The organism is Bacillus sp. cl95 (genome assembly GCF_900115925.1).
In the GTDB taxonomy this organism is placed as follows: domain Bacteria; phylum Bacillota; class Bacilli; order Bacillales; family Cytobacillaceae; genus Neobacillus_A.
The window spans coordinates 364,797-377,380 of record NZ_FOYF01000001.1 but is presented as its reverse complement, the minus strand read 5'-3'; the positions used below and the strand labels follow the sequence as shown (position 1 = coordinate 377,380).

The window sequence follows — 12,584 nt, the reverse complement described above, 5'->3', positions numbered from 1 at the left end:
AATGAAAGATCAAGCAGAAAGCTTACGCCTTAGATTAAAAAGCATTGAAAGTCAGTCCTTTACAAATGCCATTGCCATTGTTAGCGGCAAAGGTGGAGTAGGAAAATCGAATTTCTCATTGAATTTTTCCATTTCCCTAGCGCAGAAAGGGTACAAGGTTCTTGTTTTCGATATGGATATTGGCATGGGGAATCTCGATATTCTAATGGGGAAATCCTCTGACAAGTCGATTGTTAATTATTTAAATGGAACTTCAGGTCTAAAAGAGATTATGATGGATGGCCCGCAAGGCATCCGATACATCGCTGGAGGTACTGGACTTACACAGTTGGTTCAATTCGATGAAGGTAAACTACGCTCTTTTATAGACGATCTTCATCATGAATTAAATCAATTTGATTTCCTTATCTTCGACATGGGTGCCGGTGTCACTGAAGATTCTTTGAGGTTCCTGCTCTCTGTCAATGAAATTATCGTCGTCACAACACCAGAACCTACTTCCTTAACTGACGCATACGCTACTTTGAAGCACTTAAATATGTATGATAACAACATTCCTTTTTATGTAGTTGTCAACAGGGCACTGTCTGAAAAAGATGGAAAAGACACGTTAAAAAGGCTTTCTGACGTTGTTCAGAAGTTTTTGAACAAAGAAATCGTTTCCCTTGGTATGTTGCCGGATGATCGAAATGTGCAGCAATCTGTCCGAAACCAAATACCTTTTCTGCTCAATAGTCCTAAATCCGAGGCATCTAAAGCCTTAGAAATGATTACTGCTCAATATGTCAGAAACAAATCAGAAGAAGTTAATTCGCTAATATCGCATTCTTTTATGTCAAAATTGAAAAGGTTTCTTTTCGAAAGGTAGTGCATCATTTTGGAAAAGATCAAAGTACTCATCGTAGACGATTCCGCTTTTATGCGAAAACTCATCCAAGATTTTCTTTCCAATAACCCCCGAATTGAAATTGTGGGAACAGCTCGCAATGGGGAGGATGCTTTAAAAAAGATAAAAGTTTTAAAGCCCAATGTCGTGACGATGGATGTTGAAATGCCTGTCATGGATGGACTTTCAGCAGTGAAGATGATTATGAAGGAAAACCCCGTACCCATCATCATGCTTTCAAGTACTACTAATGAGGGCGCTGAAAATACCTTCATTGCTATTCAGTCAGGTGCGGTTGATTTTATCCAAAAACCATCAGGTGCAATATCCTTAGATCTCCATAAAATTAAGGAAGAATTAATTGAAAAGGTATTATCTGCAAGTAAGGCGAACATCGTTCATCTTGCTACTGCAAATTCCGACATAAATTTGTCTATTCCTGTCGCAAAATCATATAGTAAAATGGAATCAATAAAGGCATCAATACAAAAGCCTAAAAACAATCTCTCTTCACAACACGCAAAGAAAATTATTCTAATTGGTACATCTACTGGAGGACCAAGAGCTTTGCAGGCAGTTCTAACAAAATTGCCTGCCAATATAGACGCTCCTATCCTAATTGTTCAGCATATGCCACCGGGCTTTACAAAATCGCTTGCGACTAGATTAGATTCACTATGCAGCATATCCGTAAAGGAAGCAGAAGACGGAGAGGTATTAAGGAAAGGAACGGCCTATATAGCCCCGGGTGGTTATCACTTTAAGGCGAAGCTAGTTGGTGGTAATTTACTTGCAGACCTAGATCAGTCACCTCCGAAGAATGGTCATCGCCCTTCTGTAGATATCTTGTTTGAATCAGTAAGCAAAATGACGGAATTCGCAAAAGTTGCTGTCATTATGACTGGAATGGGTGCGGATGGATCGCAAGGCATTATCGATTTAAAAACTAAAGGCAATGTTGCTGCTATTGCAGAATCGCAAAATACATCCATCGTATTTGGAATGCCAAAAGCAGCAATATCTACAAAGCTTGTTGACGAAGTACAGGATCTTAATCATATTGCAGAAACAATCATGAAATTTGTTTAAAGTAGAGGGGCGTGTGGCACATGGAAATGAATCAGTATTTAGAAATATTTATTGAAGAAAGTAAAGAACATTTACAATCCTGTAACGAACATTTGCTGGAACTCGAAAAAAATCCGGAAAACTTGACAATTGTAAATGAAATATTCCGCTCAGCTCATACATTAAAAGGGATGTCAGCGACAATGGGCTATGAGGACTTGGCAAGTTTGACACATCAGATGGAAAATGTACTTGATGCCATCAGAAATATGAAAATAAAGGTTTCTGCTGAATTATTAGATGTGGTTTTCCAAGCGGTCGATGATTTAGAAGCAATGGTACATTCCATCGCAGAGGGTGGCGATGGGAAAAGGGATGTCAAAGAAGTGGTTAATAAACTCAAGTTAATCGAAAATGGTGAGCAACCAAATCAAATAAATGGCGGTACCAAAACCGTTCAACATCCCGCTTCGACAGCCAAAGTCATCAAGAACTCTTATGATGATTTCGAAAAAACTATTTTTCAACAATCGAAAGAACAAGGATTTAATAGCTATGAGGTTACGATTGCATTAAGAGAAGACTGTGTCCTTAAAGCAGCTCGAGTATTCATGGTTTTTGAGGTTCTTGAACAAGTTGGGGAAGTCATAAAGTCCACTCCGACAGTTGATCAATTAGAAGAAGAAAATTTTGACCAACACTTTACAGTTGCGATTGTTTCGACAGAGTCCCAAGACTCTATTCAAAAGAAAATCATGAACGTTTCTGAAGTTGAAAATGTAGAAGTTGCAGAGATAGACTATTCATCCAGCACAGAGTCACATGAATTAATTCACGAAATGGTGTCAGACACAAAACTTGCTGAGCAGGAAGTCAATGAGGTTGTGTCAGTGGTGGTACCTCAGGAAGAAAACAAGCAAACAGCCAAGCAACCCAATGCAAGCAACAAAACGATCCGGGTCAACATTGAGAGACTAGATATACTCATGAATTTGTTTGAGGAACTTGTTATTGACCGTGGACGACTTGAGCAAATTTCAAGAGAATTGAATAATCAAGAATTACATGAAACAGTGGAGAGAATGTCACGAATCTCTGGGGATTTGCAAAATATTATCTTAAATATGCGCATGGTCCCAGTTGAAACCGTGTTCAACCGTTTTCCGAGAATGGTTCGTCAACTTGCGCGTGATTTGAATAAGAAGATTAACTTGGAAGTTGTGGGTGCTGAAACAGAATTGGATCGTACCGTCATTGATGAAATAGGTGACCCGCTTGTGCACTTAATCCGCAATGCCCTAGACCATGGCATTGAGACTCCTGAAGTCAGAAAAGCAAAGGGGAAACCTGAAGAAGGAACTGTCATCCTTAAAGCTTATCACAGTGGAAATCATGTCTTTATTGAAATTGAAGACGACGGGGCAGGCATAAGCAGGGAAAGAGTTTTGGCGAAAGCAATAAATAAAGGAATCGTGACAGAGCAAGCTGCTGCTTCCTTAACAGATAAACAGGTATATGAACTTATACTAGCATCGGGTTTCTCAACAGCAGAGAAAATTTCCGATATTTCAGGACGCGGCGTCGGACTTGATGTTGTGAAAAGCACGATTGAATCTCTTGGAGGATCCATTTCAATTGATTCTACAGAAGGGAATGGCTCGTTATTTTCAGTGCAATTGCCATTAACCCTTTCCATTATTTCAGTCATGCTTGTTGAAATTCAAAAAGAAAAGTTTGCTATTCCGCTATCTTCTATTATCGAAACGGCGATTGTGAAGAAAGAGGATATCATGAACTCGCACAATCAAAAGGTGATCGATTTTAGAGGAAGAGTTGTACCGTTATTATTCTTAAAGGAATTGTTTGAAGTGCCTGGTGTAGTAGAGGACAATGACTTTTACTCTGTTATCGTTGTAAGAAAAGGTGACAAACTTGCCGGCTTGGTAGTGGATTCATTCATTGGTCAACAGGAAGTTGTCCTGAAGTCATTAGGTAACTATTTGACGAACATCTTTGCCATCTCCGGTGCAACCATCCTTGGTGACGGCCAAGTGGCGTTAATCGTTGATTGTAATGCTTTAATAAAATAGCTAATTTAAAATTTGCTATTTGTTGATTGAAGCAAGGTGCAAGAATCCTGTGGTCGAAATCAACAACTCCTTATAAAGCAGCAAATTTTACGAAAACAGCCAAAAGAAACATTTAAATTATGCCATCGCATGAGAATTGACTAAGGGAAGTGGAAACCTTGAACGAAACTTTATCAGCAGTCATGAAGATAATCGTATTTCAACTAAAAGAAAAAGAGTATGCAATCCCTGTTAGCCAGGTACGTTCTATTGAAAAGGTTCAGCATATAACAAGAGTTCCAGGTACTGTTTCGTTTGTTAAAGGGGTCATTAATCTACGTGGAGTGGTGACACCAATAATCGACTTACGTAATCGCTTCGGATTAGACGAAACGGTTTACTCTGATAGTACAAGGGTGATCATTGCGGCACTTGAAGAGATGGAAGTAGGTCTAATCGTCGACGCAGCAAATGATGTAATTGATATTCCAACAGATTCCATCGAACCTCCTCCTGAAATTGTAGGAGTACTTGAAGCGGAGTATATCAATGGTGTTGTGAAAATCGACAAGAGACTGCTCATCCTTCTCGAGCTTAAAAAAGTGCTTGATGAAGACGATGTCTTAAAAGCGACCAAAGGAATCGAAGGATAAGGACTAATACATGAGATTTATTGAAAAATTCACATCCATGCATCTGGATATACTAAAAGAAATAGGCAATATTGGAGCAGGCAATGCTGCAACATCACTTTCCAAATTACTTAATAAAAAGATAGACATGAAGGTACCTGATGTACGAATCATATCGTTTGATGAAATGATGGAACTTGCGGGCGGTGCTGATAATGTTGTTGCAAGTGTCTATTTGAGAATCGAGGGCGAAGCACCAGGTGGAATGTTCTTTGTCCTTCCTCTTACTCAGGCATCTCGATTCATACAAGAGATGATAGGTGATAAGGAATTTTCGTTTGAGCACAGCCCACAAGATGAATTGGCACTCTCTGCTTTTCAAGAATTGGGCAATATATTAGCAGGGTCTTATTTATCAGCGTTGTCGGATTTTACGGATATGTCTCTTTATCCATCAGTACCAGCGCTGAATATTGATATGTTTGGTGCCATCATTAGTTTTGGACTTATTGAATATTCGCAAATTAGCGACTACGCAATCTTAATTGATACTGCTTTAAATGAAGGAAATGATACATCTGAAAATGAAAGTGTAAAAGGTCATTTTTTCTTATTGCCTGATCCCGACTCATTTCAGATTATTTTTGAATCATTAGGGGTAGAACAACCATGACCGAAAGCATAAGTGTTGCCAAAGTAGGAATTGCAGACATGAAAATGGTTAAGTCACCTGACACAATAAGAACGTCTGGATTGGGTTCCTGCGTTGGTGTTGTCATTTATGATTTGGCCAATAAAGTCGCAGGCTTAGCACATGTCATGTTGCCAGAATCCTCGCTTGCTAGAACTGGGGACTTAAATACAGCCAAGTATGCGGATACAGCCGTAAAGGAACTTGTAAACCTCCTCATTCAGGCAGGGGCAAGGAAAACCTCATTAAAGGCCAAGCTTGCAGGTGGAGCCCAAATGTTCCAATTTACAACTGGTAGCGATTTGATGAGAATAGGACCTCGAAATGTTGAAGCTGTAAAACAACAGTTAAAAGCATTGAGTATTCCGGTCCTAGCTGAGGATGTTGGTGGAAACAGTGGAAGGACAATTGAATTTAATCCTGCGAGTGGAATCCTCCAAATAAGGACAGTTAATAAAGGTACCCAGGAAATTTAAATTTTTCTGTTTTTCGTTTGTTGAAAAATCGTCATTCTTCTGGGCAGGAGGATGACTTTTTCATATAGGTTCTTTTCGTAAACTTTGTTGCTTTCTCGCACAATAGCATAAATCGGCTTCTGGATTTTTACGATTTATTATGAAATCTAGCTTTAGAAAACTCTCGAAAAGAGCCACGAATCCATAGAGAATGCGGGAAGAGAACCATCCGAAATTCAAAAATTAGTGCGAAAACAGTCTTCATATAAGCTCTTTAAATACGCCAGTATGACATACTTCACTTTTAGGAGGACTAACATGACTGATGAAACCATTATGGACGAACAGCATCATTGGGAAAAATGGACAGACGGTCGTGACGCTGATTCGGGCAACCATCTTGTCAAAAAGTACATGCCTCTTGTTTCCTATCATGTTCAGAGAATATCGGTAGGCTTACCGAAAAACGTTTCAAAAGATGACCTAAGAAGTTTGGGGATGTTGGGCTTATATGATGCTCTTGAGAAATTTGATCATAAAAGAGACCTTAAGTTCGACACATACGCATCTTTTCGAATCAGAGGAGCCATCATTGATGGCTTGCGTAAAGAAGATTGGCTTCCTAGGAGCACTAGGGACAAAGCGAAAAAGATTGAAGCGGCAATTGAAAAATTGGAGCAACGATTACAACGGAATGTAACACCAGCTGAAATCGCAATTGAATTAAACTTACCTGTAGACGAAATTTACTCAGCGATGAATGAACATTTTTTTGCGAATGTACTTTCAATGGATGAACAGCCATCTGAGCAAGATGACAAGGATGGCGCAACGTTTGTTCTTAAGGACGAAAAAGCCATTGTTCCAGAAGAAAGTCTAGTGAAAAAGGAATTAGTTTCAGAATTGACAAGGACAATTGAAAACTTAAGCGACAAGGAGCAACTCGTCATCAGCTTATTTTATCAAGAAGAATTAACCCTAACTGAAATTGGCCAAGTAATGAATCTTTCCACATCCAGAATCTCACAGATACATTCGAAAGCACTCTTTAAGTTACGAGGAGCCATGGAAAAAATCATGTAGGAAATGAGGTATCTCTTGTGGAAATGCCATTCTGTATGACAGTCTCGAAAGACAGACTAAAAGCAATGTTGGACAAGACAACCGATGATTTAGACGCAACCTCTTTCAACATGGAGGATTTACTAAATATGTTGAAAAAAGAGAAGATCGTGTATGGATTAAATATTGAATTGCTCGAGGAACTTTGCCGAAATCCACGAGGGATTGAATTTCCTATAACAATCGCGGAAGGTAAGCCGAAAACCGATGGGAAAGACGCTTATTTAAAAAGCGAATTAAGAAAATTACAGTCAAATAGTAAGCCTGAAGTCCTCAATTTTAGAAACGTTCTAAAGATCCCTTCAGTAAAAAAAGGCCAACTTCTTGCTAGTGTGTGTCCCGCTGAATCTGGTATCCTTGGGATGGATGTCTTTTCTAATGTTATTCGCGCGAAGGATGGTAAGCCGTTGAAAACAAAAGCGGGAAAAAATGTTTTCATGGAGTCAGGCCGGTTTTATTCTTCCATTGATGGACAGTTATCGATTACGAATAGATCTATTTCTGTAAATCCTGTTTTTGAAGTAAATGGCGATATTGACCTAAAGACAGGTAATATTGATTTTATCGGAAATGTGATTATTAGAGGTAATGTTCCGAATGGTTATGAAATCAAGGCGGGCGGTGATATCAGGATTACTGGTATTGTCGAAGGTGCAATAATTGAGGCGGCAGGAAATGTAACCATTGGTGGCGGAGTTGCGAGTGGTAACCGTGGGAGGATCACTGCAGGCGGTAATGTGCTAGCTGCTTATTTTAACCAAGCAAATGTGAGAGCGGAACAAGGTATCTATGCAGAAAAATCGATTCTCCATTCTCATGTTTCAGCTGGAGAATCGATTTTTTGTCATCATGCATCTGTCATAGGTGGAACGTTTGAAGCAAAAAAAGACATACATATAAAGGAACTGGGGAATCGATCCTATACAAAAACACATCTTTATCCTGCCTACGATTCTAGAACACAACAAATAGAAGCGGACCTTCTTGATGAACTAAAATCGACAACTGATATGATTTCAAAGTTAACACAAATTGAACGAAAGCTTTCTGCGAAGTCAAAGGCAAGTGGAATGATGTCAGAAGACGATAAAAAGGTCATCAAAAAACAAAGGTTGACAATGGAGCAGCTAGCAAAGCAGAAAGAAGAACTTGAAAGTCAATTAGCACAAATTCAGGAAGACAAATTGGAGCAATCCCATTCTTTTGTTTATGTCTATGAAAGTGTTTATCCTAACACTTCAATCCACTTTGGAAAATATACAAAAAAACTAAATGTTGAACATCATCATGTGAAATTCTACTTTTCCAATGGAGAAATTCAATTCGAGCCAATCCTATAGATTAGGAGATAAACATGAGCCTAAAAATGATAGAACTTCAAATTGCAATTCCCAGAACTCATGAAGCAGGAAGAATTCAAGAGCAAATTCAACAGAGAGAGCATGTGAATCAAAGTCATGCCTCCGAAATGATGAAAAAGGATCAAGAATTCCATTCCAATTCAGTAGTAAAGCAGGAACAAAAAGGGAATGCCCTCCTTCAAAAGCATCATGGTGAAGGTAGTAAAAAACACAGTAAAAAAGACCAGGAAAAGCTAGAGAAGAACAACGAAAAGGGCCATACGAAAATGCATCCATACAAGGGTGCATTTATCGATATGAATGGATAAGGTGATCATATGAATATATTTCTTCTAGTAATCAGCCTTTTGTTAAATGGAATAGCCATTTTTCTCATTTTTATTTTATACGCAAGACAAAATCGGTTGGTACAAGTTGAAAAGAAACAAGAAACGATTATTCGTGAGCTTGAAGATACCATGACCTCTTATCTCGTCGAGATGAAAGAAGAAAATGAAAAATTCATCGAGAAGCTCTCAAAACAAAGACTAGGAACTAGTGGAAAAAGTCAAAATGTAATTCAAAAAGACACGAATTCCTCAGATATTATCGCTACTTATGTTCCTAAAACAAGTAATGAGAATATTGGTGTCAGAACTGCAACGGTTCATGTCACTCCTAACAAAGCCAAAGCTGTATCTGCATATCAAAGCCAAACAAAAATCCAGGATCAGCAAGATGCTGAAGAAGTTCTTAGTCTTATTGATTATTCTGAACAACCGACACAAGAAAGAAATCATAAAACTCAAGACCTAATGGTTGAAAACAGTCCCGAGGATTGGAAACAGAAGTCTCTTTTGAGTCAAGCGTTGTTGCTTGAAGCAGAAGGATTAACAGAGGATCAGATTGCCAAGAAATTGAATAAAGGAACCACTGAAATTCACCTTCTATTAAAATTCAATCGAAAAAAAGAAGAATAGCTTGATTGTATCTTCGACATGTGCTATATTATTTCATGGTGTTAATACACACGCTTATGGATTTAGTCGATTGGTGCTGTGCAAACAGTGATCGCCTAAAAATGAAATGAGCGGAGGAAAATACAAAACCATTAGGAGGAAACATCATGTCAGTAATTTCTATGAAGCAATTGCTTGAAGCTGGTGTGCATTTCGGACACCAAACTCGCCGTTGGAACCCAAAAATGAAGAAATACATCTTCACTGAGCGTAACGGTATCTACATCATCGACCTACAAAAGACAGTTAAAAAGGTTGAAGAGGCTTATAACTGGGTAAAAAATCTTGCTGGTGAAGGCGGAACAATCCTTTTCGTTGGAACTAAAAAGCAAGCTCAAGATTCAGTTAAAGAAGAAGCAGAACGTTCTGGAATGTACTATGTTAACCAACGTTGGTTGGGTGGTACTTTAACAAACTTCGAAACAATCCAAAAGCGTATCGCTCGCTTAAAAGATATCGAAAGAATGTCTGAAGATGGAACTTTTGAAGTTCTTCCGAAGAAAGAAGTAGTTCAATTAAAGAAAGAACTTGAGCGCTTAGAGAAATTCTTAGGCGGAATCAAGGATATGAAAGTACTTCCTGATGCACTTTTCATCATCGATCCTCGTAAAGAGCGTATCGCTGTTGCAGAAGCTCACAAATTAAACATCCCTATCGTTGGTATCGTTGATACAAACTGTGACCCAGATGAAATCGACGTTGTTATCCCTGCGAATGACGATGCTATCCGTGCTGTTAAATTATTAACAGGCAAAATGGCAGATGCTATCCTTGAAGCTAAACAAGGTGAAGAAGTAGCTGCTAACTAAGATGTAATTCACTAAAAGGTGATAAGAGGGAACACCCTTTATCACCTTTTTTTCAAGAATAATTGTCTAATCTAATTCATAGCCTGGGTTAGGTTAGAATGAACCAAACTTGGCTAAACAAATAGTACATACATTAAAGGAGGATTTATACATTATGGCAATTACTGCTCAAATGGTAAAAGAACTTCGTGAAAAAACTGGTGCTGGAATGCTTGATTGCAAAAAAGCATTAACTGAAACTAACGGTGACATGGACAAAGCAATCGACTTCTTACGTGAAAAGGGAATTGCTTCTGCTGCTAAGAAAGCTGACCGTATTGCTGCTGAAGGTACAACTTTCATCTTGGCTGAAGGAAACGAAGCTGTAATTCTTGAAGTGAACTCTGAAACGGATTTCGTTGCTAAAAACGAAGGATTCCAAGTTCTTGTTAAAGAATTAGCTGCACACTTATTGAAAAACAAGCCTGCATCTGTTGAAGAAGCATCTGCGCAAACAATGGATAACGGTGTTACTGTAGCAGACCACATCAACGCTGCTATCGCAAAAATCGGTGAGAAGTTAACTCTTCGTCGTTTTGCAATCAAGACTAAGACTGATAATGATGCTTTCGGTGCTTACCTACACGCAGGCGGACGCATTGGCGTTCTAACTGTACTTGAAGGTACTACTGAAGAAGCTACTGCTAAAGACGTGTCAATGCACATCGCTGCATTAAACGCTAAGTATGTTTCACGTGATGAAGTTTCTCAAGAAGAAATCGATCACGAGCGTCAAATCTTGACTCAACAAGCACTTAACGAAGGCAAGCCAGAAAACATCGTTGCTAAAATGGTTGAAGGCCGTCTTGGCAAATATTTCGAAGATGTTTGTGTTCTTGACCAAACTTTCGTTAAAAACCCTGACTTGAAAGTTCGTCAGTTTGTTGAATCTAAAGGCGCTACTGTTCGCGAATTCGTACGCTACGCTGTAGGAGAAGGTATCGAAAAGCGTGAAGACAACTTCGCTGAAGAAGTTATGAACCAAGTTAAAAAATAATTATCTAAATAAATGAATAGGGGACACTTTGTGTTCCCTATTTTTAAAATGAGAATAAGATTAGAGGAAAAGTGTTATTTTTCTACTTTTAAAAATTACATAAGGGGGTTCCTATGAGCGGTCCTAAATACAAACGCGTTGTCCTAAAATTAAGCGGTGAAGCACTTGCAGGAGAAGCTGGCTTCGGTATTAATCCTACTGTTATCAAATCTATTGCCAATCAGGTTAAGGAAATTGCTGAATTGGATGTAGAGGTGGCAGTGGTTGTCGGAGGCGGCAACATTTGGCGTGGCAAAATTGGAGAAGAAATGGGCATGGATCGAGCAAATGCCGATTATATGGGAATGCTGGCAACAGTAATGAATTCACTTGCTCTTCAAGACAGCCTTGAAATGCTAGGTATCGAAACTCGAGTTCAAACTTCTATTGAAATGCGTCAGGTAGCTGAGCCTTATATCCGTCGCAGAGCGATCCGTCACCTTGAGAAAAAGCGCGTCGTTATTTTTGCGGCTGGAACTGGAAATCCATATTTCTCAACAGATACTACAGCAGCTCTTAGAGCAGCTGAAATTGAAGCAGATGTTATCCTCATGGCAAAAAATAATGTGGATGGAGTTTATTCTGCTGACCCGCGAGTTGATCAAAACGCAACGAAGTACGAAGAGCTTTCATATCTTGATGTTCTCAAAGAAGGTCTAGCTGTTATGGACTCAACTGCTTCTTCATTATGCATGGATAATGATATTGCCTTGATTGTCTTCTCGATTATGGAGCAAGGAAATATTAAGCGTGCCGTTATGGGTGAAACAATTGGTACAATTGTTAGGGGGAGAAAATAATGCCGAAACAAGTTATTTCCAACACAAAGGATAAAATGACAAAAGCGATTCAAGCTTATACTCGTGAACTTGCTAGTATCCGTGCTGGTAGAGCGAACGCTTCTTTATTAGATAGAATTACAGTTGATTATTATGGAGCGCCAACTCCAGTAAATCAGCTTGCAGGAATCAGTGTTCCTGAGGCTAGATTGCTTGTCATACAACCATATGATAAGTCTATTCTAGGTGAAATAGAAAAGGCAATCCTAAAATCGGATCTTGGCCTTAATCCATCAAATGATGGAAGTTTAATTCGTCTTGCCATTCCACAACTAACTGAGGAACGTCGTAAGGACTTGGTTAAACTTGTAAAAAAAGAATCGGAAGATGCGAAAATTGCTATCCGTAACGTACGTCGTGATGCAAACGACGATCTCAAAAAGCTTGAAAAGAATGGTGAGATCACGGAAGACGATTTACGTGGATACGCTGATGATATTCAAAAGCTTACTGACGAACATATCGTGAAAATCGATCAGATTACTAAAGACAAAGAGAAAGAAATTTTAGAAGTATAATACTGGACTAAGTGGACTTCTTAATTTCAAAAGGACCCTCTGTAACAGGGGGTTCTTTTGC

At 38.9% G+C, this 12,584-nt stretch carries 14 protein-coding genes; all 14 read left to right on the top strand.

Features of this window, described 5'->3' with window-relative positions:
- Window position 1: 1 nt before the first annotated feature.
- The gene (locus BMZ31_RS01880) at window positions 2–868 is read left to right on the top strand and encodes a MinD/ParA family protein (RefSeq protein ID WP_090830027.1); all 867 of its coding nucleotides are present in this window, start codon (window positions 2–4) and stop codon (window positions 866–868) included.
- A gap of 9 nt (window positions 869–877) precedes the next feature.
- The gene (locus tag BMZ31_RS01875; protein WP_090830026.1) at window positions 878–1,975 is read left to right on the top strand and encodes a protein-glutamate methylesterase/protein-glutamine glutaminase; all 1,098 of its coding nucleotides are present in this window, start codon (window positions 878–880) and stop codon (window positions 1,973–1,975) included.
- 20 nt (window positions 1,976–1,995) lie between these two features.
- On the top strand, window positions 1,996–4,044 hold the full coding sequence (locus tag BMZ31_RS01870) for a chemotaxis protein CheA (RefSeq protein WP_090830025.1): 2,049 nt from the start codon (window positions 1,996–1,998) through the stop codon (window positions 4,042–4,044).
- A gap of 182 nt (window positions 4,045–4,226) precedes the next feature.
- On the top strand, window positions 4,227–4,676 hold the full coding sequence (locus tag BMZ31_RS01865) for a chemotaxis protein CheW (protein WP_090830660.1): 450 nt from the start codon (window positions 4,227–4,229) through the stop codon (window positions 4,674–4,676).
- Window positions 4,677–4,686: 10 nt separating this feature from the next.
- Window positions 4,687–5,328: a chemotaxis protein CheC gene (locus BMZ31_RS01860; RefSeq protein ID WP_090830024.1), complete on the top strand. Its 642-nt coding sequence runs from the start codon at window positions 4,687–4,689 to the stop codon at window positions 5,326–5,328.
- On the top strand, window positions 5,325–5,822 hold the full coding sequence (locus tag BMZ31_RS01855) for a chemotaxis protein CheD (RefSeq protein ID WP_090830023.1): 498 nt from the start codon (window positions 5,325–5,327) through the stop codon (window positions 5,820–5,822). Before BMZ31_RS01860 ends, BMZ31_RS01855 begins: the two co-directional genes overlap by 4 nt.
- 297 nt (window positions 5,823–6,119) lie before the next feature.
- Entirely contained in the window at window positions 6,120–6,884 is a 765-nt protein-coding gene (locus BMZ31_RS01850; protein WP_090830022.1) for a FliA/WhiG family RNA polymerase sigma factor, read from the top strand.
- Window positions 6,885–6,907: 23 nt separating this feature from the next.
- Window positions 6,908–8,263, top strand: a complete 1,356-nt coding sequence (locus BMZ31_RS01845) for a DUF342 domain-containing protein (protein WP_254778609.1) — start codon at window positions 6,908–6,910, stop codon at window positions 8,261–8,263.
- A 14-nt stretch (window positions 8,264–8,277) separates the two neighbouring features.
- Complete coding sequence (locus BMZ31_RS01840) at window positions 8,278–8,592, top strand: hypothetical protein (protein WP_090830020.1); 315 nt, start codon at window positions 8,278–8,280, stop codon at window positions 8,590–8,592.
- Between the two features lie 9 nt (window positions 8,593–8,601).
- Window positions 8,602–9,243 (top strand): hypothetical protein, encoded by a 642-nt coding sequence (locus tag BMZ31_RS01835; protein ID WP_090830019.1) that lies wholly within the window; start codon window positions 8,602–8,604, stop codon window positions 9,241–9,243.
- A gap of 146 nt (window positions 9,244–9,389) precedes the next feature.
- A complete protein-coding gene (gene rpsB / locus BMZ31_RS01830) occupies window positions 9,390–10,091 on the top strand; it encodes a 30S ribosomal protein S2 (protein ID WP_090830018.1) in 702 nt (233 codons plus the stop codon).
- A gap of 154 nt (window positions 10,092–10,245) precedes the next feature.
- Complete coding sequence (gene tsf / locus BMZ31_RS01825; protein ID WP_090830017.1) at window positions 10,246–11,127, top strand: translation elongation factor Ts; 882 nt, start codon at window positions 10,246–10,248, stop codon at window positions 11,125–11,127.
- 113 nt (window positions 11,128–11,240) lie between these two features.
- The gene (pyrH, locus tag BMZ31_RS01820) at window positions 11,241–11,966 is read left to right on the top strand and encodes a UMP kinase (protein ID WP_090830016.1); all 726 of its coding nucleotides are present in this window, start codon (window positions 11,241–11,243) and stop codon (window positions 11,964–11,966) included.
- Window positions 11,966–12,523 carry a ribosome recycling factor gene (frr, locus tag BMZ31_RS01815; protein ID WP_090830015.1) on the top strand — a complete coding sequence of 186 codons (558 nt, stop codon included), beginning with the start codon at window positions 11,966–11,968 and terminating at the stop codon, window positions 12,521–12,523. The genes pyrH and frr overlap by 1 nt, the downstream gene beginning before the upstream one ends.
- Window positions 12,524–12,584 lie beyond the last annotated feature (61 nt).